The organism is Amycolatopsis australiensis, from assembly GCF_900119165.1.
In the GTDB taxonomy this organism is placed as follows: domain Bacteria; phylum Actinomycetota; class Actinomycetes; order Mycobacteriales; family Pseudonocardiaceae; genus Amycolatopsis; species Amycolatopsis australiensis.
Genome location: NZ_FPJG01000006.1, coordinates 5053726 through 5078926, shown reverse-complemented (window position 1 = coordinate 5078926; position 25201 = coordinate 5053726). Strand labels below are relative to the sequence as shown.

The window sequence follows — 25201 nt, the reverse complement described above, 5'->3', positions numbered from 1 at the left end:
GTTACCGGCGGCGCATCGCGAGCGCGCCGAGCAGCGGCCCGGCGGCCAGCAGCGGCATCGCGGCCCGCCAGCCCACGGCGTCGGCGACCGGCGGCAGCAGCTGGATCGTGCCCGCGCTGAGCAGGAACCCGAACGCCGTCATCGCGGTGAGCGCCGTGCCGACGTAGCGCGGGTCCGCCGTCTCGGCGAGCGCGGCGGAGAACTGGCCGGAGTCGGCGATGACCGCGACCCCCCAGACCAGCAGCACGGGCAGCAGCAGGACGGTGCCGGCCGCCGGGTAGGACAGCACGGCGCAGCCTCCGCTGACGAGCATGGCCGCCCTCGCGACGACCCGGCGGCCGCATCGGTCCGACAGCACGCCGCCGAGCAGGCACCCGGTCGCGCCGCACACCCCGATCACGATGAAGGCCGTCGGCCCGCCGGGTACGCGGTTCGCGGCCAGGTACGCGGGCAGCCACGCCCAGAGCGCGTAGAGCTCCCACATGTGGCCGAAGTAGCCGAGGCACACCTGCCGCTGACGCGGGTCGGCCGCCATCCGCAGCAGGTACCTCGGCTGCCACGGCGGCGAAGGCGCGTGGTCCGGGCCCGGCCGGACGTAGGCGGCGGCGATGCCCGCGCCGAGCGTCGCGAGCAGGGCTGCGCACAGCAGGACCGCCCGCCACGGCAGCGGCCGCAGCAGGGTGGGCAGGGCGGACCCGACGGTCAGGGCACCGAGCAGCACGCCGAGCGCGATCCCCCGCCGCCGCGGGAACCACGACACGACGACCTTCATCCCGACCGGGTAGACCCCGGCGAGGGCGGACCCGGCGCCGAACCGCAGCGGGACGGCCAGCCAGTGCGGGCTCCACGGCAGGGCCACGGTGAACCCGGCGGCCAGCAGGGCACTGCCCGCGATCAGGGCGTGCGGCGGAAACCGGTCGGCGAGGTTGAGGGCGGCCGAAGCCACGGCGCCCGTGGCGAAGCCGATCTGGACGACGACGGTCAGCAGGATCGCGTGCTCGCGCGAAAATCCCCAGTCCGCGCGCAGGGCGGGCACGACGGCCGAGGCGGAGAACCAGACGCTCATGGCGCACACCTGCACGGCGGCGAGCACCGCGAGCTGGCGCGTCCTGGTCGCGGAGACGGTGGGGAACACGCGATCTACTAGCGGCCGCGGGAGCCGCCGGGTCAACGCCCGGAGGCCAAGCTTCACCCCTTGGGCTGGAAAACCTCTCGCATCCTGGGCGGCAGTCCGGCCGATCGCCGCCTTCTGGGCGTTCCACCCGTGTTCCCCGGTGTTCCACCCGCTGTTCGAGGCCGCGGGCCAGGATGAGGCCGTCCCGTTCCCCGACGTGAGGACCCGAGGATGACCCGCCTGCCCGTTCTCGCGGTGAGCACCGTCGCGCTCACCGCCGCCGCGCTGCTGACCGGCGCCACGGCCGGAGCCGCGAGCCCGCCGTTCACCGCGTCGGTCTTCCGCGCCACGCACAACAGCTACTCGGGCGACGTCGACGGCGCGAAGAACTCCCTCGCGTACCAGCTCGACCACGGCGTCCGGTTCCTCGAGCTGGACATCCACGACAACGGCTACGCCACCACCCACGACTACGGCGTCGGCCACGGCTCCCCCGGCGACCTCGTCGACCACGGCGGCGGCAACCCCGCGTCGGACAACCTGCGTGACTGGCTGACCACGATCGGCACCTGGTCCGCCGCGCACCCGGCCGCCGCGCCGATCGTCGTCATGCTCGACCTCAAGGACGACCTGACCGACAATCCGGACTTCGCGGCGGGCAACCTGGCCGCCGTCAACCAAGAGCTGGAGTCGGTGTTCGGTAGCCGGCTGCTGCGGGCGCAGGACTACCCGGCGGGCCAGCCGACCGTGGATGCGCTGCGCGGGCGCGTGCTGGCGCTGCTGTCCGGCAACGGCACGAGCCGCGCCGGGTACAAGCGGGACGTCGGCTACCACCCGGCCGTCGCGCTCAACGGCCACGGCCAGATCGTCGAGGTCCACGACTCGGGGGCCGGCGCCCTCTGGTACTGGACCGGGACCTACGGCGCCGACGGGCGCGTCACGTGGCTGCGGCACGGCAGGTACGACAGCGGCCAGACCCCCGCCGTCGCGCTCGACGACAACGGCGACCTCGTCGAGGTCCACCAGTCGCCGAGCGCCACGACGCTCTGGTACCACGTCGGCAAGCTCGGCGCGGACGGCGAAATCACCTGGCAGGCCAGCCACCAGTACGACAACGGTGTGCTGCCGACGGTCGCGTTCACCGACGCGACGCACCTGCGCGAGATCCACCGGAGCCAGAGCAGCAGCCAGAACTGGACGTGGACCGGCACGCTGTCGGGCACGACGGTGTCCTGGAGCGGCAACGCGAAGACGTCCGACGCGCGGTTCGCCACGGACACCGCGACCGCCGCCGGCCGGCTCGTCGACGTGTGGACCGGCGCGGACGGGCCGACCCCGTCGAACACGCTGCGCGTCGACACCGACCGCGTCGCCGGCGACCGGATCCGCTACCGCCAGGTCGCCTTCGACGAGTTCCAGCAGGGCGACAGCGCGGAGCTGCAGCAGGGCGCGTTGTTCTACGGGGCGCCGGCGACGGAGTCGTCGTTCATCACCGCGGCCCGCCAGTCCGGCAAGCTGGTCCGCGGCTGGGACTTCGACTCGTCGGGCGACGCGACCACGCCCCTGGCGAACTACCCGGCGACCAACCACCCGTACGACGCCTGGTACCAGACCCTGGTGACCCGGAACGGCGCCGTCGAGTAGCGCTGACGGCGGCCGTCAGCGCTTCGCCAGGGGCCGGTAAGCCGCTCCGGCGACGCTCGGCGGCATGAAGAACCTCACCGTCCTGATCTCCGGCGCCAGCATCGCCGGCCCCGCCCTCGCCCACTGGCTGACCCGCTACGGGTGCACCGTCACCGTCGTCGAACGCGCGCCGGCGGTGCGGCCGGGCGGGCAGGCCGTCGACTTCAAAGGCACCACCCACCGGACCGTGCTCGAGCGCATGGGCATCCTCGGCGACGTCCTGCGCCGGCAGACCGGCGGCACGGACCAGACGATCATCGACGCCTCCGGGAAGCCGCGCGCGGTGATCCCCGGCGAGTTCACCGGCGGGGAGATCGAGATCCGCCGCGGCGACCTGGCCGAGATCCTGTACGCGCACACCAGCTGCGAGTACCTCTTCGGCGACACCATCACGTCGCTGACCGAAACCCCGGACGGCGTCGACGTCACCTTCGCGTACGCCGCGCCGCGGAAGTTCGACCTCGTGGTCGGCGCCGACGGCATCCACTCGAACGTCCGGCGGCTCGCCTTCGGCCCGGAACGCGACTACGTCCGGTTCCTCGGCCACTACTACGCCTTGGCCGAGCTCGGCGAGGACGTCGCCACCGATGAGGCGGTGATGTACAACGAACCCGGCCGGATGGCCGCGGTCGGCGGGCCGAAGGCGTCGGCGTTCTTCGTGTTCGCCTCCCCCGAGCTGGAGTACGACCGCGGCGACAGCGACCGGCAGCGGCAGCTGCTGATCGACGCCTACGAGGGCGCCGGCTGGCGGGTGCCCGAGCTGCTGGCGAAGGTCCCGGCGGCGCGGGAGTTCTCCCTCGACTCGCTCGCGCGCGTCAGCATCGACCACTACTCGCGCGGCCGCGTCGTCCTGCTCGGCGACGCCGCCTACGGCAACACCCTCGGCGGCTTCGGCACCGGCCTGGCGATCGTCGGCGCCTACGTGCTCGCCGGCGAGCTGCTGGCCGCGGGCGGCGACCACCGCGTCGCCTTCGCCCGCTACGAAGCGCAGTTTCGGGACTACGCGAAGGTCGCGCAGCGCGGCAGCGCGGGCCCGTTCCTCGCGCCGCCGTCCCGGCTGCGGATCCGGCTGCGGGACTGGACGTTCAAGTCCCGCTTCCTGCTCGGCCTGGTGCTCAAGGCGACCGACAAGTTCGCCACGGACATCGAGCTGCGGGACTACGCCTCGGGGTCGTAGGCCAGGTTCGGCCGCAGCCACTGCTCGACCGCGGACCGCTCGACGCCCTTGCGGCGCGCGTAGTCCTCGATCTGGTCGCGGCCCAGCCGGCCGACGGTGAAGTAGCGGGAGTCCGGGTGCGCGAAGATCAGGCCGGACACGCTCGCCGCCGGCGTCATCGCGAACGACTCGGTCAGGCCCATGCCCAGCTCGTCGGCGCGAAGCAGGTCGAACAGCTCGCCCTTCTGGCTGTGGTCGGGGCTGGCCGGGTAGCCCAGCGCCGGGCGGATGCCGCGGAAGCGCTCCGCGTGCAGGTCCGCCAGCTCCGGCTCGGCGTCCGGCTCGAACCAGTCGCGGCGGGCGCGCAGGTGGATGTGCTCGGCGAAGGCCTCGGCGAGCCGGTCGGCCAGCGCCTTGACCATGATCGCGCGGTAGTCGTCCTGCTCGGCCTCGAACCGCGCGGCCAGGTCCTCGGCGCCGTGGATGGCGACCGCGAAACCGCCCAGGTGGTCGCCCTCCGGGGCGATGTAGTCGGCCAGGCAGCGGTTGGCGCGGTCGGCCGGCTTCGCCGTCTGCTGCCGCAGCATCGGGAACCGGACGTGGGAGTACTCGCCGTCGAGCAGGATGTCGTCGCCCTCGCTGTGGGCAGGCCAGAACGCGTACGCGCCCTTCGCGGTGAAGCCGCCCTCGGCGATGATCCGGTCGAGCAGCTCGTTCGCGTCGTCGAACAGCTCCCGGGCGACCGGCTGCTCCAGGATCGCCGGGTACTTGCCCTTGAGCTGCCAGGCCAGGAACAGGAACTGCCAGTCGATCATCTCGCGCAGCTCCGTGATCGGCGGCTCGACGACGCGGACGCCGGTGAACACCGGCGTCGGCAGGTCGGCGAACACCACGCGCTCGCGGTTGGCCCGCGCCTGCTCCAGCGTGAGCATCGGGCGGCGCTGCTTGCTCGCGTGCTGCTCGCGCAGCGTCTCCTGGTCGGCGCGGTTCTTCTCGGCGAGCGCGATCGAGCGGTCCGGGTCGAGCAGGTCGGACACGACGCCGACCACGCGGGAGGCGTCGAGGACGTGGACCGTCGCGTTGTCGTACGCGGGCGCGATCTTCACCGCGGTGTGCTGCCGGGACGTCGTGGCGCCCCCGATCAGCAGCGGGATCTTGAGGCCGCGGCGCTGCATCTCGGCGGCGACCGCGACCATCTCGTCCAGCGACGGGGTGATCAGCCCGGACAGGCCGACCGCGTCGGCGCCTTCGGTGACCGCGGTGTCGAGGATCTTGCCGGCCGGCACCATCACGCCGAGGTCGATCACCTCGTAGTTGTTGCAGCCCAGCACGACCCCGACGATGTTCTTGCCGATGTCGTGGACGTCGCCCTTCACCGTGGCCAGCACGATCTTGCCCTGGCCGCCCGTCGACGCGAGCCTGCCCTCCTGGCGCGCCTTCTCCTTCTCGGCCTCCATGAACGGCTCGAGGTAGGCGACGGACCGCTTCATCACGCGCGCGCTCTTGACCACCTGCGGCAGGAACATCTTGCCGGAGCCGAACAGGTCGCCGACGACCTTCATGCCGTCCATCAGCGGGCCCTCGATGACGTCGAGGGGTCGGGCCATCTGCTGCCGCGCCTCTTCGGTGTCTTCCTCGATGTAGTCGACGATGCCGTGCACCAGCGCGTGGGAGAGCCGCTCGCCGACCGTGCCTTCGCGCCACGAGAGGTCCACGACGCGCTTGGTCCCGCTGCCCTTGACGTTCTCGGCGAAGCTCACCAGCCGGTCGGTGGCGTCCTCACGGCGGTCGAAGAGCACGTCCTCGACCAGCTCCAGCAGGTCTTTCGGGATGTCTTCGTAGACGGCCAGCTGACCGGCGTTGACGATGCCCATGTCAAGCCCGGCCTTGACGGCGTGGAACAGGAACGCCGAGTGCATCGCCTCGCGCACCACGTCGTTGCCGCGGAAGGAGAAGGACAGGTTCGAGATGCCGCCGCTGGTCCGGGCGCCCGGGCAGCGCTGCTTGATGCGCGGCAGGGCCTCGATGAACGCCTTCGCGTAGCCGTTGTGCTCGGCGATGCCGGTGGCGACGGCGAGGACGTTCGGGTCGAAGATGATGTCTTCGCCCGCGAAGCCCGCCTTCTGCGTCAGCAGGTCGTACGCGCGGGCGCAGATCTCGACCTTGCGGTCGGCGGTGTCGGCCTGGCCCCGCTCGTCGAAGGCCATCACGACGACGCCCGCCCCGTAGTTGCGGATGGCGCGGGCCTGCGCGAGGAACGGCTCCTCGCCTTCCTTGAGGCTGATCGAGTTGACCACGCCCTTGCCCTGCAGGCAGCGCAGGCCGGCTTCGAGCACGCTCCACTTGGAGCTGTCGACCATCACCGGGATCCGGGCGACCTCGGGCTCGGTGGCGATGAGGTTGAGGAACGTCGTCATCGCCTGCTCGGACTCCAGCAGGTCGGCGTCCATGTTGACGTCGAGCAGGTTGGCGCCGCCGCGGACCTGCTCCAGCGCGACGTCGACGGCGCCCTGGTGGTCGCCGGACTCGATGAGCCGCCGGAACCGCTTGGAGCCGGTGACGTTGGTGCGCTCGCCGATCATGACGAACCCGGTGTCGGCGCCGATGCCGAACGGCTCCAGCCCGCTGAACCGGGTGTGCGTGCGCGGCGCGGGGACTTCGCGCGGGCCCACGCCCTTCGCCGCCGCCGCGATCTCCGCGATGTGGTCGGGCGTCGTGCCGCAGCAGCCGCCGACCAGGTTGACCAGCCCGTCGCGGGCGAAGCCGCCGATCAGCCCGGCGGTCTCCTCGGGGGTCTGGTCGTAGCCGCCGAACGCGTTCGGCAGGCCGGCGTTGGGGTGGCAGGCGACGTAGGCGTCGGCGATCCGCGCGAGCTCCTCGACGTGCGGGCGCATCTCTTCGGCGCCCAGCGAGCAGTTGACGCCGACGATCAGCGGCTTCGCGTGCTCGATCGAGGTCCAGAACGCCTCGACGGTCTGGCCGGAGAGCGTGCGGCCGCTCAGGTCGACGATCGTCACCGAGATCCACAGCGGCAGGTCCGGGGCGACCTCGCGCGCGGCGGCGATCGCGGCCTTGCAGTTGAGCGTGTCGAAGATCGTCTCGATGAGCAGCAGGTCGACGCCGCCTTCGGCGAGCCCGGCTATCTGCTCCGCGTACGCGGCTTTGACCTGGTCGAACGTGACGGCCCGGTACGCCGGGTCGTCGACCTTGGGCGACAGGCTGAGGGTGACGTTCAGCGGGCCGATCGACCCGGCGACGAACTTGCCGCCCGCCTCGTCGGCGGCCTGGCGGGCCAGCTGCGCGCCGCGCACGTTCATCTCGTGGACGTGGTCCTGCAGCCCGTAGTCGGCCTGGCCGATGCTGGTGGCGGTGAAGGTGTTGGTCGTGGTGATGTCCGCGCCCGCGGCCAGGTACCGGCGGTGCACGTCGAGGATGACGTCCGGGCGGGTGAGGTTGAGCAGGTCGGGGTCGCCGGTGACGTCGTGGGTGTGGTCGCCGAAGCGGTCGCCGCGGTAGTCGGCCGGGGTGAGCCCGGCGCCCTGCAGCATGGTGCCCCAGGCACCGTCGAGGACGGCGACGCGGCTGTCCAGCAGTGCACGCAGCCGGGTGGTGGGGTCTTGACTCATCAGCGCCCTCCCTCGCTCGGGAGGCGCCCTTGGTCCGGTGGTACGGGTCGAGCGTGGCGGACCCCGCGGTCCGTTGCAGCGCCTCTCGGCCCGTGGACGAGGATAGTGGAACCCACCCCCGGCTGGCCATCCCGCCCGCACCGGGTGTCCACGTTCTGGGACACGGTCCGTGACCGTCCACAGTAGAGCATCGCGCGCACCCCGCACCTCCCTCGACCGGCCGGTCCGCCCCGCCGGCTCCCCGAGTGTGTCAGCCCGGGATCGAACATCCCTCAAGGCGACGGATCGTAGCCGAGCGACCCCGCACGGCGACGACGAGGTGACCTTGAAAACTGAAACACGTTCTAATACGCTCGGCGCGTGGACTACGGAATCGTGCTGTTCACCAGCGACCGGGGCATCACCCCGGCGGCCGCGGCGCGCGCCGCGGAAGCCGCGGGGTTCGCCACGTTCTACGTCCCCGAGCACACGCACATCCCGGTGAAGCGGGTATCGCCGCACCCGCGCACCGGTGACGCGTCGCTGCCCGACGACCGGTACAGCCGGACGCTGGACCCGTGGGTGGCCCTGGCGACGGCGGCCGCGGTGACGTCGCGGATCCGGCTGTCCACGGCGGTGGCGCTGCCGGTCGAAAGCGACCCGATCACGCTGGCCAAGACGATCGCGAGCCTGGACCACCTCTCGGGCGGCCGGGTGACGCTCGGCGCGGGGTTCGGCTGGAACGTCGACGAGCTGACCGACCACGGCGTGCCGGGCCACCGCCGCCGGACGGTGCTGCGCGAGTACCTCGAGGCGATGAGTGCACTGTGGACTCAGGAAGAGGCTTCCTACGACGGGGAGTTCGTGTCGTTCGGCCCGAGCTGGGCGTGGCCGAAGCCGGTCCAGCCGCACATCCCGGTGCTGCTGGGCGCGGGCCCGGCGGAGAAGACGTTCCGCTGGATCGCCCGCCACGCCGACGGCTGGCTGACGACCCCGGCGGACAGCGACCTCGACGGGCACGTGGCGCTGCTGAAGGAGATCTGGGCGGCCGAAGGACGTCCGGGAGCGCCACGGATCTGCGCGCTCGGCGAGCGACCGGACCCCGACCGGCTGGCCCACCTGGATTCCCTCGGCGTGACCGAGACGATCTTCGGCCTCCCGGACCGTTCACCGGAGGAAGTCGAGGCGTGGATCGGCCGGCTGGCCGGCAAGCTCACCCGCGTCACCGCACACTGAAACCGGCGGAACGCGGGAAACCCGCGCCCCGCCGGTGAGCGACGCCCACGTCAGCTCTTGGCCACGACCCCCTGCCGCGCCCGCAGGTCGAGCTCGATCTGTTCCAGCGTGCGGCCCTTCGTCTCCGGGACCAGCCACTTCGTCAGCACGAACAGCACCACGTTCACGCCGGCGAACAGGAACATCGAACCGCCGATGCCGAGCGACTTCGGGTCCGAGATGATCGGGAACACCGCGCTCACGATGCCCGTCGCCGCCCAGAGGACCACGCTGCTGACGCCCATGCCCGCCGCGCGGAACTTCAGCGGGAACACCTCGGACATCATCACCCAGACCACCGCGCCCCAGCCCAGCTCGTAGCCGACCAGGTAGAGCACCATCATCACCAGCATCAGGATGCCGCGCGTGCCGGTGTCGTGGACGTTCAGCACCACCAGCCCGGCCGCGACCAGCGTGAGGACCATGATGACGTTGCCGATCAGCAGCAGCGGCTTGCGGCCCCAGCGGTCCACCACGAACACGACCCACGCGGTGAACAGGAACTTCGTCACGCCCAGCAGCACGCCGGACAGCAGCGCCGCCTGCGTGGCGAAGCCGAGCCCGATCAGCATCGTCGGGAAGTACGCGTTGATCGCGTTGACGCCGCTGAACTGCTGGCCGATCGCGAGCAGCAGCGCCACGACCAGCATCGGCCGCACGAAACCGGAGAAGAGGTCGCGCAGCCGCGGCTTCTGCTCGGTGTCGAGCCGGATGACCTCGTTGATCGTCGCGATCTCCTCGTCGAGGTTCACCGTGTTGCCGTGCGCGCTCGCCAGCACCCGCCGGGCTTCCTCCTCCCGGCCGTTCTTCACCAGCCAGCGCGGGGTTTCCGGCAGGAACACCAGCCCCACGAGCAGGACCGCCGCGGGCACGATCGCGCCGGCGAACATCCAGCGCCACGCCGAAACCGGGCCGAGCCAGTAGCTCACCAGGAACGCGATCAGGATGCCGAGCACGATGAAGATCTGGTTCAGCGCGCCCATCGCGCCCCGCAGCCGCGCCGGGGCCAGCTCGGACAGGTACGTCGGCACGGTCGAGGACGACAGCCCGATGCCGAGCCCGATGACCAGCCGCGAAATCACCAGCAGCAGGAACGTCGGCGAGAAGCTCGCCGCCAGCGTGCCCACGATGACGATCGCCGCGGCGACCATGATCGTGCGGCGGCGGCCGAGTGCTTCGTTGGTGCGGCTGGAGAACAGCGCGCCGACGATGGCACCGACCGACAGGCTCGCGGTGATCACGCCCTTGTCCCAGCTGGTCAGTGCCCACAGTTTCCCGATGAACGGGAGCACCCCGGAAATGACGCCGAGGTCGTAACCGAACAGGATGCCGCCGAGCGCACCGAAGAAGTACAACGTGGTTCGGCTGATGTGCCGCGCCGGGGCTGTCAGTGCCCGTGACGGATCGGTCATTGCCGGGTCGCCTCTTTCGTAGGTCCAGTCCAGCCAGCGGCCACCACACTCACACGCGGCAAAAAGCCGGGCAAGACAGTCGTCGATAACAATTCAGAAACCTGATCGGCATTCACATATGTGACGCGACTCGACGTCGTACACAAAGGAGCGAAGGTTTCCATTGTGGACGGTCCGCGCAGGCGAAATCGTCGAACGCGTTTGGCCTGGTCCGCGAGAGTTTACAAGGCTTCGGACGCGGGGCTACCGTTTTCTGGAAGCGCTCCCAGAACGAGTGGAGGCAGACGTGAAAACGACGCTTTCCCCGAGACGGCTGCTGGCGGGCACGCTGGCTCTCGTCTTCCCCGCGGCCATCGCGGTCACCGTCGCCGCGGCACCGGCGTCGCCGGCCGCCCCGGCGCCGTACAGTTGGCGCAACGCGGAGATCGGCGGCGGCGGGTTCGTCCCCGGCATCGTCTTCAACCAGACCGAACCCGGCCTGGTCTACGCCCGCACCGACATCGGCGGCGCCTACCGCTGGAACCCCGCCACCGGGCGCTGGATCCCGCTGCTGGACTCGGTCGGCTGGACCGACTGGGGCCACAACGGCGTCGTCAGCCTGGCCACCGACCCGGTCGACCCGAACCGGGTCTACGTCGCGGCCGGCATGTACACCAACAGCTGGGACCCGGGCACCGGCGCGATCCTGCGTTCGGCCGACCGCGGCGCCACGTGGCAGGCGGCCGCGCTGCCGTTCAAGCTCGGCGGCAACATGCCCGGCCGCGGGATGGGCGAACGGCTCGCCATCGACCCGAACCGCGACAGCGTCCTCTACCTCGGCGCGCCGAGCGGCAAAGGCCTCTGGCGCAGCACGGACTCCGGGGTGACGTGGGCCGAGGTGGCGGGCTTCCCCAACCCGGGCAACTACGCCCCCGACCCCGGCGACACGACCGGGTACTCCAGCGACAACGAAGGCGTCACCTGGGTGACCTTCGACCCTTCGACCGGCACCCGCGGCAGCACCACCCAGACCATCTACGTCGGCGTCGCGGACAAACAGGACACCGTCTACCGCAGCACCGACGGCGGCACGACGTGGGCGCGGCTGGCCGGCCAGCCCACCGGATTCCTGGCGCACAAGGGCGTGCTCGACCCGGCCGGCGGCTACCTCTACCTGGCCACCAGCGACACGGGCGGACCGTACGACGGCGCGAAGGGCGACGTCTGGAAGTACAGCACGAAGACCGGCGCGTGGACCCGGATCAGCCCCATCCCCTCCGGCAGCTCCGACGACTACTTCGGCTACAGCGGGCTGACGATCGACCGGCAGCACCCGAACACGCTGATGGTCGCGACGCAGGTGTCGTGGTGGCCGGACGTGATCTTCTTCCGCAGCACCGACGGCGGCGCCACCTGGACGCGGATCTGGGACTTCTCGAGCTACCCCGACCGGTCACTGCGCTACACGCAGGACATCTCCGCGGTGCCGTGGCTGAACTTCGGCGTCCAGGCCGCTCCCCCGGTGCCCTCGCCGAAGCTCGGCTGGATGACCGAGTCGGTGGAGATCGATCCGTTCGACTCGAACCACCTGCTCTACGGCACCGGCGCGACGATCTACGGCGCGTCCGACCTCACCAAGTGGGACAGCGGCGGCAAGATCACCATCAAGCCGGTCGTCGCGGGCCTCGAGGAGACCGCGGTGCTGGACCTGATCAGCCCGCCCTCCGGCGCGCCGCTGCTGTCCGGCCTCGGCGACATCGGCGGTTTCCGGCACGACAGCCTCGACGCCGTCCCGGCCGGCATGTACACCCAGCCGGTGTTCACGACGACGACCAGCCTCGACTACGCCGAGCTGAGCCCGGCCACGATCGTGCGCGTCGGCACGCTCGACCGGTCGGCCCGGCCCGATGACAACCGGATCGCCTTCTCCACCGACGGCGGGAAGAACTGGTTCCAGGGCGCGGAACCGGGCGGGAACGCCGCCGGCGGCACGGTCGCCGCGGCCGCCGACGGCAGCCGGTTCGTGTGGAGCCCGGACGGCACCGGCGTCAGCTATTCGGCCGGGTTCGGCTCGTCGTGGACGGCGTCGAGCGGCATCCCGGCCGGCGCGGTCGTCGAGGCCGACCGCGTCGACCCGAAGAAGTTCTACGGCTTCGCGGCCGGCCGGTTCTACGTCAGCACCGACGGCGGCGCGACGTTCACGGCCACGGCGGCCACCGGGCTGCCCAGCGGATCGGCGCACTTCAAGGCGATGCCGGGCGTGTCCGGTGACGTCTGGCTGGCCGGTGGATCCGGTGCCACGTACGGGCTCTGGCACTCCACCGACTCCGGCGCGTCCTTCACGAGACTGGCGGCGGTCACCGAAGCCGACAACATCGGGTTCGGCAAGGCCGCTCCCGGCCGGACGTATCCGGCGTTGTACACGATCGCGAAGATCGGCGGGGTGCGCGGGATCTTCCGGTCGGACGACGCGGGCGGGTCGTGGACGCGGATCAACGACGACCAGCACCAGTACGGCAACATCGGGGCGGCCCTGACCGGCGATCCGCGGGTCTACGGCCGGGTGTACGTCGGCACGAACGGGCGGGGCGTGATCGTGGGCGAGTCCGGCGGTGACCAGCCACCGCCGGAGACGACGACCACCTCGCCGGGGACGTCCACGCCGCCGGCCACCACCACGACTCCGGCGCCGTCTTCGTCGTGCACCGCGGTCTACACCGTGACGAACCAGTGGCAGGGCGGGTTCCAGGCGGGGGTGAAGGTCGGGAACACCGGGACGGCGGCGGTCACCGGCTGGACGGTGACGTGGTCGTTCGCCGACGGCCAGCGCGTGACGCAGGCGTGGAACGCGCAGGTGACGCAGACCGGCTCGGCGGTCTCGGCGGTCGACGCGGGCTGGAACCGGACCATCGCCCCGGGCGGGAGCGCGGAGTTCGGCTTCACTGGCACCTCCGGGGCCGCCAACGGGAAGCCTGCCGCGATCTCGCTCAACGGCAAGGCCTGCACCACGAGCTGAACCCCGCCGGAGGCGGGACGGCATCGTCGTCCCGCCTCCGGCGGCTCCGCGGTCAGCCCGCGGCGAGGAAGTGCGCGCGGATGCCCGCGCCGAAGGCCGTCGGGGTGCCGTCGTAGCCCGAGATCAGGGACGGGCCGGTGCTGCAGTTCCAGGTGTTCCACGTCCAGCCGAGGTAGGACGCCTGGTGCCGGTCGAGCCAGTCCATCAGGCCGGTGACGTACCCGCTCGCGCAGTCGTTCTCGCCGATCTCCCCGGCCACCAGCGGGACGGCCGCCGCGACCGGCGCCAGCTGGCTGTCCCAGCACGACGACGAGCTGCACGAGTTGAAGTTGTACGAGTGCCAGGACGCGACCAGGTTGCCTGCCGGGTCGGTGGGCTTGTACTGCAGCCAGCCGGTCAGGTCGTTGGAGTACGCGAGTCCGCCCAGCATGATCACGTTCGTGGCGCCGGTCGCGCGCACCGCGTTCACCAGGGCCTGCATCCCGGCCACCGGGTAGCCGATGCCCGGGCAGGCGGAGCCGCCGTCCCGCCAGCACGTCCACGCCTGGGCCGACCCGGACACCGCGCGGTCGAGGTAGGGCTCGTTGAACAGGTCGAAGATCGTGGCGTCGTCGCCCTTGAACGTGCCGGCGACCGACGTCCACAGGTCCACCGAGTGCTCGGCGTCGGTCATCGGCTTCTGGCAGGTGGCGTCGACGTCACTGCACGCGGAGGAGTTTCCCGTGTAGACGCCGTGGGTCCAGTGCAGGTCGAGGATCGCGACCAGGCCGTTCTGGTGCAACAGGTCCACGTAGGACTTGAGCGCCGCGCGGTAGGTCGCGCCGGCGTACTCCGGCTTGACGTCCGGCAGGCCGAGCCAGCAGTCCTCGTTGAACGGCACGCGCACGACGTTGGCGTGCCAGCTCTTGATCGCGGCCACCGAGGCGGCGTCCATCGGGCCGTCGAAGAGGCCGGTGCCCTGCACGCAGGCGAATTCGCCGCCCGAGCGGTTCACGCCGCGCAGGGTGACGGCGTTGCCCGCGGAGTCGGCCAGGCGGTTGCCGGAAACGTGCAGCGCGGGCGCGCCCGTGGGCGGCGGGGTCGTCGTCGGCGTGGTCGGGGTCGTCGGCGTGGTGGGGGTCGTGGTCGGCGGGGGCGTGCCGCCGCACGGGGCGCCGTTCACGCTGAACGACGCCGGTGCCGTGTTGGTCCCGCTGTAGGCGAAGTTCGCGCCGGCGCTGACCGACGCGTTCGGCGCGATCGTGCCGTTCCAGCCGGCGGGGGTGACCGTGACGGTGTGGCCGGACTGCGCCCACGTCGCGTTCCACCCCTGTTGGAGCTGCTGGTTCCCGGCGTAGGTGTAGCTGATCTGCCACCCGGACAGCGGCGCCGTCCCGAGGTTCTTCAAGGTGAGGTTGGCGGTGAAACCGCTTCCCCAGTCGTTGACCGTGTAGCCGACTTCGCAGGCGGTCGCCGCCGCGGCGGGCGACGGCGTGCCGAGGCTGAACGCTGTGGTCGCGGCGGCGACGGCGAACACGCCGGCGGCGCCGATCAGTGCTGATCCGGAACGCATCGATCACTCCCTTGTGCGGAACGGAACTCCGTGAGAGCGCTCCCAGCAGCGGTGGACAGTACCCCGCGCCCCCGGCGCTGTAAACCCGGCGGCGATCTTCGGCGAGGATTTCCGGAAACCACTCCAACGGGCGCATCCGCCCGCGCGGGCCGATGGCGCAGCGCAGCGCCGAGACCGGTTGCCACCCAACGGATTCGGCCGTTCAGGAGCGTTCAGTACGCGCCGCACGCGGCCAAGGCTGCGGAAAACGGACCACCGGATCGGGTCACGACCGGGTCGCGCTTTACAACAGCGACACACCGGGGTTACGTTTCCGGCGGCTGGAAGCGCTCCCATGCCAGGTCGCCTCGTCAGAACGCGGCCACCACCCAGGGGCGCCGCGGGTGACCGCGGCGCCCCTGTCCGCGCCCCGGGAGGCCCCATGAACAGGTTCGCCGGCGCTCTCGCCGCCCTCTGCCTCGCCGCCGCGGGCACGAGCGCGGTCGTCGTCGCGGGTCCGGCCGCCGCCGCGCCCGCCTGCGAAATCGGCTACCACGTCAACCAGTGGCAGACCGGCTTCACCGCCGAGATCTCGGTGACCAACGGCGCCACCGCGCTCTCCTCGTGGAGCCTCACCTGGCACTACGCCGGCACCCAGTCCGTCACGTCGGCCTGGAACGCCACCGTCCGCCAGTCCGGGACCGCCGTCACCGCGGAAAGCGTGCCCTACAACGCCGCGCTGCCCGCCGGCGGCACCGTCTCGTTCGGCCTCCAGGGCACCTACGGCGGGACCAACCCCGCCCCCACCGACTTCGCGCTCAACGGCGTCACGTGCGGCGACCCCGCTCCCCCGGTGACGATCACCCCGACCACCCCGACCACCCCGACGACGCCCACGACCCCGCCCGCGGGCTGTGCGGGCGCGACGATCTGCGACGACTTCGAGGGGCAGACCGGCACCACGCCGTCCGGGCTGTGGACCGTGGGCGCGGCGAACTGCACGGGGACGGGCACCGTCACCGTCGACGGGACGGTCGCGCACTCCGGCAGCCGCTCGGTGAAGGTCGCCGGCGGGGGCGGCTACTGCAACCACGCGTTCTTCGGCACGAGCGTGTCCGGCTCCGGCGTGCTCTACGGCCGGTTCTGGGTCCGCCACACGACGCCGCTGCCCGCCGGGCACGTCACGTTCATGGCCATGCGCGACAGCGCCGACGGCGGCCGCGACCTGCGTGCCGGCGGGCAGAACCGGGCGCTGCAGTGGAACCGCGAATCCGACGACGCGACGCTGCCGGCGCAGAGCCCGGCCGGCGTGGCCCAGAGCGTTCCGCTGCCGACCGGCACCTGGTCCTGCTTCGAATTCGCCCTCGACGGCGCCGCCGGGCACCTGCGGACCTGGCTCGGCTCCGCCGAGGTGCCCGGGCTCGTCGTCGACGGCGTGCCCACCCCCGACATCGACCAGCAGTGGCTCGCCCGCGCCTGGCACCCATCGGTGACCGACCTGCGGCTCGGCTGGGAAAGCTACGGCGGCGACGCCGACACGCTGTGGTTCGACGACGTGGCCGTCGGCGGCTCGCGGATCGGCTGCTGACGGGCTACCGGGCGGTGATCCGGTCGATCTCGGCCAGCTCGTCGTCGGTGAACTCGAGGTTCGCGGTGGCCGCGACGGTGTTTTCGAGCTGTGCGACGCTGCTGGCCCCGATCAGCGCGGACGTGACGCGGCCCCGGCGCAGCACCCAGGCGATGGCCAGCTGGGCCAGTGACTGGCCGCGCCGCTTGGCGACGTCGTTCAGCGCCCGGACGGTCGTCAGCGTCTCCTCGGTGATCCGGTCGGCGGTGAGGAACGGGCTGGCGCCCGCCGCGCGCGATCCGGCCGGGATGCCGTCGAGGTAGCGGTCGGTCAGCAGGCCTTGGCTCAGCGGCGAGTACGCGATCGAACCGACGCCGTAGTCGTCGAGGGTGTCCAGGAGGCCGTCCTCGACCCAGCGGTTCAGGATCGAGTACGACGGCTGGTGGATCAGCAGCGGCGTGCCGAGTTCCCGCAGTGCCGCGATCGCGGCCCGGGTCTGCTCCGGCGAGTAGTTCGAGATGCCCGCGTAGAGCGCCTTTCCGGAGCGGACGGCCGTGTCGAGGGCGCCCATCGTCTCTTCGATCGGCGTCTGCGGGTCCGGGCGGTGGGAGTAGAAGACGTCGAAGTGGTCCAGCCCGGTGCGGCGGAGGCTCTGGTCGAGGCTGGCCAGCAGGTTCTTGCGGGAGCCCCACTCGCCGTACGGGCCGTCCCACATCAGGTAGCCCGCCTTGGAGGACACGAGGATCTCGTCGCGGTACGGGCGGAAGTCGGCGGCGAAGTGCCGCCCGAAGTTCGCCTCGGCCGCGCCGGGGGGCGGGCCGTAGTTGTTGGCCAGGTCGAAGTGCGTCACGCCGAGGTCGAACGCGCGGCGCAGCACCGCGCGCTGGACGTCGAGGGGCTTGTCGTCCCCGAAGTTGTGCCACAGGCCCAGCGACACGGCCGGCAGCTGCAGCCCGCTGCGCCCGGCCCGCCGGTACGGCATGCCCGCGTACCGGTCATCGGCGGCGGCGAAAGGCGACATGGTTCTCCTTGTCCGGAACGGTGGCGGGCAGTCTAGCGGCGCGGGAACAGGGCACCGGCGAACGACGCCGCCGGGGGCAGGCTCGGCAGCAGCGTCGCCTGGTAGGCGTGGTAGATGTCCGGTTTGCCCGCCCAGACCGTCTTCGCGGGACGGTTCTCCGGGTCCAGCTCGTGGTGCCACGACCCGAGTTCGCGGTCGACGAAACAGGTTTCGGCGTGGGCGCACCACTCCTCGAACCGGGCGAGGTAGGCCGGGTCGCCGGTCTCCTGGTGCAGCGTCCACGCGGCGGCGATCGCCTCCGCCACCACCCAGTGCAGGCGGGTGCGCACGACCGGGACACCGGCGAAGTCGGTGGTGTAGACGAATCCCGGCTTGCCGTCGACGGCCCAGCCGTCGCGGGCCGCCGTCGCGAAGAGCGCGGCCGCGTCCGGTACCAGCCAGCCCGGCGCCTCCGCGCCGAGCGCACGCTTGAGGTGCACGGCCAGGCGTGCCCATTCGAAGAGGTGGCCGATGGTCGCGCCGAACGGCCGGAACGGGTGGGCGGGCTCGTCCCGGTTGTACTCCGGCCGCACGTGCCAGCCGGCGTCGTAGTGCTCGGGGAGCAGCCAGCCGTGCGCGCGGGCTTCGCCGTGCACCAGGTGGTCCACAATGGACAGCGCGCGGGTGGCCCACCGCCGGTCGCCGGTGACGTCGGCGGCGGCCAGGAACGCCTCCACGGTGTGCATGTTGGCGTTGGCGCCGCGGTAGTCCTCCAGGCGCGTCCAGCCGCGGTCCCAGACGTCGGCGACGCGGCCGGGGCCGGGCTCCCAGAACCGGCGTTCCACGACGTCGAGGGCCTCGGCGAGCAGGGACTCGGCCCCTTCGGCGCCCGCCGCGGCCGCGCTCGCCGCCGCCAGGACGACGAAGGCGTGCTCGTACGCGCGCTTCTCCGACAACGTTGTCGAGGCGTACCAGCCGCCGTGTTGCGCGTCGCGCAGCAAGCCCTTCAGGGCCGCGACGCCGTGGGCGACCTGCTCCCCCGCGGCCGCGCCTTGCCGGGACGCCAGCGCGAAGACGTGCGTCATGCGGCAGGTGATCCACGTTTCGACCGGCCGGTCGAGCACCGGCCGCCCGGCGTCGTCGAGCCAGGCGAAACCGCCGCCCGGGTGCGCCGCGCGGGCGGCGAAACCGAGCAGCCGGGCGGGTTCGGCGCGCACCCAGGCGGGCACCGATGACGGACTGTCCACTCTCGGCCTTTCCGGTAGATCGACGGCCCCGCCCAACGTAGGCCACGACGCACCCGCCGGTCACCGCGGGATGTTCCGGAAGTGACCCCCACCGCGTATCCTGATCGTGAGAGCGCTCCCAGTCTTCGACGCACGCTACCCGACGAAGGGACTGACGTGACCAGGAGACGAAGTACGATCCTCGCCGCCGTCACCGTGCTGCTGGCGAGCTTGACAGCCGTCCTGCTCGACACCGGCACGGCCGAGGCGCACGGCGCGATGATGAAACCGGGGAGCCGGACGTTCCTGTGCTGGGAGGACGGGCTCAGCTCGACCGGCCAGATCATCCCGCAGAACCCGGCCTGCGCGGCCGCGGTGGCCACCAGCGGCGCCAACTCGCTGTACAACTGGTTCGCCGTGCTGCGCTCCGACGGCGCCGGCCGCACCCGCGGCTTCATCCCCGACGGCAAGCTCTGCTCGGGCGGCAACGCGAACTACGCCGGGTTCGACCAGGTCGGCGACTGGCCGCTGACCCACCTCACGGCCGGGGCCACGTTCGACTTCTCCTACAACGCGTGGGCCGCCCACCCGGGCTGGTTCTACACGTACGTGACGAAGGACGGCTGGGACCCCTCGAAGCCGCTCACCTGGGACGAGCTGGAGGACCAGCCGTTCCTGACGGTGGACCACCCGCCGGTGACCGGCCAGGTGGGCACGGTCGACGGGCAGTACAAGTGGAGCGGCGCGCTGCCGTCGAACAAGTCGGGCCGGCACATCATCTATTCGGTGTGGAAGCGCTCCGACAGCACCGAAACGTTCTACGGCTGCTCGGACGTGACGTTCGACGGCGGGCACGGCGAGGTCACCGGCGTGAAGGGCTCCGGCGGCACGACGACCACGACCCCGACCACGCCCACGACGCCGACCACGCCCACCACCCCGACGACGCCGACGACCCCCGCGGGCTCGTGCATGGCGATGTACGAGGTGACCAACGCGTGGAGCGGCGGCTACCAGGCGACGGTGACGGTGATGAACCACGGCACGACGGCGTACAACGGCTGGCAGGTGGGCTGGACGCTGCCGTCGGGCCAGACGATCGGCAGCGTCTGGAACGGCACGCTGAGCCAGTCGGGTTCGGCGGTGACCGTCCGCAACGCGGACTGGAACGGCCGGATCGCGCCGGACGGGCAGACGACGTTCGGTCTGGTGGTCAACGCGCCGGGGGCCAACCCGGCCCAGCCGGCGGTGACCTGCCAGGGAACCTGACTGTCGCTTGTGGAGGCCCCGCCGCGCCGGCGGGGCCTCCACAGAGGTCAGGAGCGGGCGCGCCCGGTGCTGCCCCGCGTGATCAGCCGGGGCCGCGACGCACAGACGTCACCGACGTCTTCGCCGGCGATGAGGTCCCGCAGCATCGACGCGGCAAGCCCGCCGAGTTCGGCGAGCGGCCGCCGGACGGCGGAGAGCGCGGGCCGCACGAGACGGCAGAGATCGGAGTCGTCCCAGGAGACGACGGAGAGATCCCGCGGCACGGCAAGCCCGAGTTCCCGCGCGACGACCAGCGCGGCGACGGCGAGCGTGTCGGTGTCGCACAGGACCGCGGTGGGTGGTTGCGGGCCGGTGAGGAGCTGCCGCACCACTCCGGCGCCGGTTTCGGCCGCGTGGGTGGTGTGGCCGGAATGGACGGTGGGAGCGAGCCGCGGGGCGGCGGGCTCGCCGGGGTGAGCGGTGATCGCGGCTGCGCCGCGACCGGCTCGGTGACCGGCTGACGCCACACTGCCGCGCCGGTAACCGGTAACCTCGCCGGCACGGCCGAATCCCGCGCCGGGTTCGCCCCGGCGACCAGCCGGCCCGGCCGAGCTTCGGTGGCCCGCGCTCCCCGCATCCGCCGCCGGGCCCGAGTTTCTCCCGGTCATCCCGCCCGAGCGGCCGAACCCCGTCGCCATCTCCGCCCGGTATCCCGCCGCCGCGGCGGCGACCGTCGGGTACCTGACCACCTCTCCCCCTGGCGGGTGAACTGTCACCGCCGCCGGAAGCGGCGCCGGTCCTGTGTGGACAGTCCGGACCTCCGTCAACCCCAGCCGCGCCGCCGCCGTCCGGAACGCTTCCTCCCGCACCCGCGGGTCGGCCAGCACCGCCGGGCCCGCCAGGCGCACCACCCGGCGGTGGCCCAGTGCCGTCAGGTACCTCAGCACCTCGTCGGCCGCCGCCGTGTCGTCCATCCACACCGACGGCACTTCGCGGCACTCCGGGGGGCCGCCCAGCACCACTGCCGGGAGGCCGATCCCGGGCAGCTCGCCCGCGCACTCCGGGCCCGCCAGCAGCACGCCGTCGACCCTGCGCTCGGCCCGCCAGCGGCGGTACACGGCCAGCTCCGCCTCGGGTCCGCGGACCACCCGCAGCACCAGCTCGCGCTCCACTCCTTCGAGCAACGCCGTCAGGAACGGCTCGACCGCCAGCACGTCCGGCCTGCCGGCCACCAGGCCGATCGCCCCGGCGCGGCCGCCCGACAGGGCTCTCGCCGTGCTGCTCGGGGACCAGCCCAGCTCGCGGGCGATCTCCGTGATCCGGTGCCGGGTCGCCTCCGACACGCCCGGGCGGCCGTTCAGCGCGTACGACACCGCGCCCTTGGACACGCCGGCCTGCCGCGCGATGTCGGTGATCGTCGGACGCTTCATCGCACCCCTTCCGCCCGGGAGAGCCCGTCCGTGTCCGGCCGGGCACCCGCCGTCGCGCACCTTGACACCCGCCGCACCCGGAAACAAGACTCCCCCCGGGAGCGCTCCCATTCACGAGGGAGTGAATCGCGAACGGGGAGTGCGCTGACATGAGGCTGATCCGAAGACGGCTGGCCTTCGTCGCCGCCGCCGTCCTGCTCGTCCTGACCGGCGGCTGCGGTCCCGCCACCCCCGAGCACATCACGCTCACCCTGGCGACGTTCGGCCAGTTCGGCTACGACGACCTGATCCCCGGCTACGAGTTCACCCACCCCGGCATCACCGTCCGGCAGGTGCGGACCGAGCAGGGCGGCCCGTACCACCAGGACCTGCTGGGCAAGCTGCAGAACGGCCAGGGACTCGCCGACATCCAGGCCGTCGAGGAAGGCCACCTCGCCGACGTCCTCGCCCAGTCGGACAAGTTCGCCGACCTGGCCAAGGTCGGGCCGGCCGACGTGAAGCCCGGCCGGTGGCTGGAATGGAAGTACGAGGCGGGCCGCAGCAAGGACGGCAAGCTGGTGGGCTACGGCACCGACATCGGCCCGCTCGCCATGTGCTACCGCAAGGACCTCCTCGAGGCGGCCGGCCTGCCGACCGATCCCGGCTCGGTGAAGACGATGTTCGCCACCTGGGACAGCTACTTCGCGGCGGGCGACAAGTACGTCAAGCGCACGCACGGGAAGGCGTGGTTCGACTCCGCGGCGCAGAACTTCAACGCCATGGTCAACCAGCTTCCGGTCGGCTACCTCGACCGCCAGGACCACCCGACGCTCGAGACGAACACCGCGCTCAAGGCCGCGTGGGACCAGGTCACCACCGCCGTCAGGCAGGGGCAGTCGGCCGGGCTCACCGCCTTCGCCGACGACGGCAACAACGGGCTGCGCACCGGCGCTTTCGCGACGAAGGTCTGTCCGTCGTGGATGCTCGGCATCATCGAACAGCAGGCCGGGCCGGCCAACGCGGGCAAGTGGGCGATCACCGACGCCTTCCCCGACGGCGGCGGAAACTGGGGCGGCTCCTACCTCGCCGTGCCCGCCGCGAGCCCGCACCAGCGGGAAGCCGCCGCGCTCGCCGCCTGGCTGACCGCGCCCGAGCAGCAGCTGCACGCCTTCCGGGTGAGCGGCAACTTCCCCAGCCAGGTCGACGCCTTCACCTCCGCGGACCTGCTCAGCGAGATGAACGGCTACTTCGGCGGCGCGCTGAGCGGGCAGGTCTTCGTCGCGCAGGCCCGCAAGGTCGGGAAACCGCAGTACAAGGGCCCGGGCGACGGGAAGATCCAGGAGACGGTGATCGCGCCGGCGCTCAAGTCGGTCGAGCACGGCGCCGACCCGGGCGCCGTCTGGCAGCAGGTGCTGATCGGGGTGCACCGGGTGGTGCCGTGACCGGCGGGCGGCCGGTCCGCGGGCAAGGGGGCAGCGCACTGGGGAACTCCTGTCCGTGAGGTGACCGCGGCGGAAACCGGCTCGCGCGCCGCACCCGTGGTGCGGCACGCTGGCCCGGTGACGACTCCTGATCTGTCCCCGCTGGCGGGCCACTCCGTCCGCCATCCCGGCCCGGACGACCACCTGCCGGTCCTCGCCGTGCTCGATGCCTGGTGGGGCGGCCTCGGCGGCGAAGAAGGCTCGCGCCAGCGGGCCCTGCTGCTGCCGAAGCTGATGTTCCAGCACTTCACCGGCAGCAGCTTCCTGGTGACCGGCGACGACGACCGCGTCGTCGCGTTCCTGATCGGGTTCCTCTCGCCGTCGCGGCCGGCCGAGAGCTACATCCACTTCGTCGGCGTCGATCCCGCCGAGCGCGGCAAGGGCCTCGCCGCCGCCCTGTACGAGCGGTTCTTCGCCTACAGCCGGGCGCACGGGCGGACCACCGTCCGGGCGATCACGTCACCGGTGAACAAGGCTTCGCACGCCTTCCACACCCGGCTGGGGTTCGTCACCGAACCGGGGCCGAAGGAGTTCGGCGGACTGCCGGTCCAGCCCGACTACGACGGGCCGGGACTGGACCGGCTGTCCTTCCGCAAGGACCTCTAGGAACTTCGCGAAGAGTGGGAACCCGGGCCGGGCGGCGGCTGTGCGGCACCGCCCGGCCCGGGGGTCTTACTGCACCGGCGGGTAGGCGTTCTGGACCAGCTCCTCGAACTGGGCCTCGAACCACTTGCCCGACAGCGGGGCGTTCGGCAGCGCACCGGTCAGGTTGCCGCCGTTGGCCTGCTGGGTGCCGTGGAAGGTCGGGTCGCACATCTGGTCGAAACCCTTGCCTTCGTCGTTCGGGATCTGCTGGCTCGCGCCGTCGGACTCACCCGGCGGCTTGATCCAGACGTAGGCGTCGAAGTGCGCCGCCGGGCTGGCCGTCGGCCGCTCGCCGAGGCCCGCGCCGCTCTGGTTGCACCAGTTGCCGCGGTGCAGCCGCCGGTCGATCCGCCCCGAGTTGACGTAGGCGTCCACAGTGGACCCCGACGCGCCGGTGGGCCGGGCCGAGCCGCCCCAGCCGTTGCGCGAGGTGTCGACCAGCATGCCGATGCTGCTCGGCAGGCCGGCGGCGACGAACGCGTTGTACATCGCCGTGGCGAACGGCACCTCGGCGAAGTACGGGTTCCACTGGTAGAACGTCGCCGACTTCAGCTGCTGCCCGCCGACCGTGAGGTTCGGGTCCGGCAGGTTCGGCTCGGTGAGCGGGGTGTAGTTCGCCGTGTCGCTGATGAAGCCGTCGACGCTGTTCACCCCGGCCGTCGTGCCCTGCAGCATCTGCTTGACCAGGTTGACGAAGGGACCGAAGTTGCTGTCCCAGCCCAGCCACGCCGAGTGCGCGATGTCCAGGTAGTTGTAGACGTTGGAGATCGCGTGCAGCTTGTTCAGCGCGTACTGGATGCCCTGCACGTACGCCCCGCTGGACTGCGCCTCCGCGCACGTCGCCATCGAAGTGTTCGTGATCAGGTTCGGCAGCGAGTCCGGCTCGACGACCGCCACGATCCGCAGCGGCGCGTACTTCGGGTCGGCCAGGATCGACGCGATCGGGTCGATGTACTCGCTCTTGTACCGGGCCAGGCCGTTCTGCGAGACCTTCAGCTCACCGTTGGACGCCAGCGCCGCGCAGTCGCGGTTGGGCAGGTCGTAGACGACGATCTGGATGGTCACCGGCGTGCCGCCGCTCGCCTGCGCCAGCGCGGCGTCGAGGTGCCCGCGCAGGCCGCGCGAGTCCGTGGTGCCGGCGATCGCGGCGATCCGGTCGAGCCACACCGCGGTCGAGGTGTTCGCCACCTTGGCCATCTGCGCGCCCAGGGTGCCGCCCTTGGCCGCGGCCGCCGAGCTGACCTCGGCCGACCAGTCCGGGTTCACGTACCCCTTGGCGCCCGCGTACGGGTTGTCCACGTGCGTCCCCGGCTGGGTCGGCGTGGTCGGGGTCGTGGGCGTGGTCGGCGTGGTCGGGGTCGTGGGGGTCGTCGGCGTGGTCGGGGTCGTCGGCGTCGTGGTCGGGCCGCCCGTGGTGCCGTCGCAGTGGACACCGTTGAGCGAGAACGACGTCGGGACGGCGTTCGTGCCCGAGTACGAGCCGTTGAAGCCGAAGCTCGCCGACGCGTTCGTGCCGAGCGTGCCGCCCCAGGACGGGTTCTTCGCGCTCACGTGCTTGCCGGTCTGGGTGAACGTGGCGCTCCAGCCCTGCTGCACCTGCTGGTTGCCGGCGAAGTCCCATTCGACGTTCCACGACGACACGCTGTCGCCGAGGTTGGTCACCGCGATGTTCGCGGTGAACCCGGTGTCCCACTGGTTGACCGTGTAGGTCACCTTGCAGCCGGTGGCGGCGGTCGCCGGGCTCCCGCCGGCCACCAGGAGCCCCGAGACGACCGCGGCGGCCGTCACCGAGGAAGCCACGGCGAGCCGCGTCTTCCTCTTCGGGGACCAGAATTCACTCCTCATCGAGTGTGC

Annotated in this window: 16 protein-coding genes; 8 read left to right on the top strand and 8 right to left on the bottom strand. The window is 71.9% G+C overall.

Annotated elements, in window-relative coordinates:
• Nucleotide 1: 1 nt before the first annotated feature.
• Complete coding sequence (locus BT341_RS25055) at nt 2-1135, bottom strand: MFS transporter (RefSeq protein ID WP_072478601.1); 1134 nt, start codon at nt 1133-1135, stop codon at nt 2-4.
• A gap of 210 nt (nt 1136-1345) precedes the next feature.
• Between BT341_RS25055 and BT341_RS25050 the strand changes: the two genes are divergently transcribed.
• Entirely contained in the window at nt 1346-2758 is a 1413-nt protein-coding gene (locus BT341_RS25050) for a PI-PLC domain-containing protein (protein ID WP_072478600.1), read from the top strand.
• A 64-nt stretch (nt 2759-2822) separates the two neighbouring features.
• On the top strand, nt 2823-3974 hold the full coding sequence (locus BT341_RS25045) for an FAD-dependent monooxygenase (RefSeq protein WP_072478599.1): 1152 nt from the start codon (nt 2823-2825) through the stop codon (nt 3972-3974).
• Here the strand turns inward: BT341_RS25045 and metH are convergent.
• Nucleotides 3956-7579 (bottom strand): methionine synthase, encoded by a 3624-nt coding sequence (gene metH / locus BT341_RS25040; protein WP_072478598.1) that lies wholly within the window; start codon nt 7577-7579, stop codon nt 3956-3958. The two genes, BT341_RS25045 and metH, sit on opposite strands and share 19 nt — an antisense overlap.
• Nucleotides 7580-7939: 360 nt before the next feature.
• Here metH and BT341_RS25035 point away from each other — a divergent pair, with 360 nt between their 5' ends.
• Nucleotides 7940-8794, top strand: coding sequence for a TIGR03619 family F420-dependent LLM class oxidoreductase (locus BT341_RS25035; RefSeq protein ID WP_072478597.1), 855 nt, complete (start codon nt 7940-7942; stop codon nt 8792-8794).
• Nucleotides 8795-8844: 50 nt separating this feature from the next.
• On the opposite strand, the gene BT341_RS25030 is transcribed toward BT341_RS25035, so the two are convergent.
• Complete coding sequence (locus BT341_RS25030) at nt 8845-10245, bottom strand: sugar porter family MFS transporter (protein ID WP_177328892.1); 1401 nt, start codon at nt 10243-10245, stop codon at nt 8845-8847.
• Between the two features lie 286 nt (nt 10246-10531).
• Between BT341_RS25030 and BT341_RS25025 the strand changes: the two genes are divergently transcribed.
• The gene (locus tag BT341_RS25025) at nt 10532-13240 is read left to right on the top strand and encodes a cellulose binding domain-containing protein (protein WP_281256005.1); all 2709 of its coding nucleotides are present in this window, start codon (nt 10532-10534) and stop codon (nt 13238-13240) included.
• A 52-nt stretch (nt 13241-13292) separates the two neighbouring features.
• On the opposite strand, the gene BT341_RS25020 is transcribed toward BT341_RS25025, so the two are convergent.
• Nucleotides 13293-14792, bottom strand: coding sequence for a cellulase family glycosylhydrolase (locus BT341_RS25020; RefSeq protein ID WP_072478594.1), 1500 nt, complete (start codon nt 14790-14792; stop codon nt 13293-13295).
• A gap of 421 nt (nt 14793-15213) precedes the next feature.
• Here BT341_RS25020 and BT341_RS25015 point away from each other — a divergent pair, with 421 nt between their 5' ends.
• The gene (locus BT341_RS25015; RefSeq protein ID WP_072478593.1) at nt 15214-16359 is read left to right on the top strand and encodes a cellulose-binding domain-containing protein; all 1146 of its coding nucleotides are present in this window, start codon (nt 15214-15216) and stop codon (nt 16357-16359) included.
• Nucleotides 16360-16363: 4 nt separating this feature from the next.
• On the opposite strand, the gene mgrA is transcribed toward BT341_RS25015, so the two are convergent.
• Nucleotides 16364-17359: an L-glyceraldehyde 3-phosphate reductase gene (gene mgrA, locus BT341_RS25010; protein ID WP_072478592.1), complete on the bottom strand. Its 996-nt coding sequence runs from the start codon at nt 17357-17359 to the stop codon at nt 16364-16366.
• Nucleotides 17360-17391: 32 nt separating this feature from the next.
• The gene (locus BT341_RS25005) at nt 17392-18585 is read right to left on the bottom strand and encodes an AGE family epimerase/isomerase (protein ID WP_072478591.1); all 1194 of its coding nucleotides are present in this window, start codon (nt 18583-18585) and stop codon (nt 17392-17394) included.
• Nucleotides 18586-18741: 156 nt separating this feature from the next.
• On the opposite strand from BT341_RS25005, the gene BT341_RS25000 reads away from it, so the two are divergent.
• Nucleotides 18742-19833, top strand: a complete 1092-nt coding sequence (locus BT341_RS25000; RefSeq protein WP_072478590.1) for a lytic polysaccharide monooxygenase — start codon at nt 18742-18744, stop codon at nt 19831-19833.
• Nucleotides 19834-19880: 47 nt separating this feature from the next.
• Here BT341_RS25000 and BT341_RS46695 read toward each other — a convergent pair whose 3' ends face one another.
• Nucleotides 19881-21242: a LacI family DNA-binding transcriptional regulator gene (locus BT341_RS46695; protein ID WP_245805094.1), complete on the bottom strand. Its 1362-nt coding sequence runs from the start codon at nt 21240-21242 to the stop codon at nt 19881-19883.
• A 149-nt stretch (nt 21243-21391) separates the two neighbouring features.
• Between BT341_RS46695 and BT341_RS24985 the strand changes: the two genes are divergently transcribed.
• Complete coding sequence (locus BT341_RS24985; RefSeq protein WP_072478589.1) at nt 21392-22663, top strand: ABC transporter substrate-binding protein; 1272 nt, start codon at nt 21392-21394, stop codon at nt 22661-22663.
• 117 nt (nt 22664-22780) lie between these two features.
• Nucleotides 22781-23308 carry a GNAT family N-acetyltransferase gene (locus tag BT341_RS24980; RefSeq protein ID WP_245805093.1) on the top strand — a complete coding sequence of 176 codons (528 nt, stop codon included), beginning with the start codon at nt 22781-22783 and terminating at the stop codon, nt 23306-23308.
• Between the two features lie 66 nt (nt 23309-23374).
• On the opposite strand, the gene BT341_RS24975 is transcribed toward BT341_RS24980, so the two are convergent.
• Complete coding sequence (locus BT341_RS24975) at nt 23375-25192, bottom strand: glycoside hydrolase family 6 protein (RefSeq protein ID WP_177328891.1); 1818 nt, start codon at nt 25190-25192, stop codon at nt 23375-23377.
• Between the last annotated feature and the right edge of the window lie 9 nt (nt 25193-25201).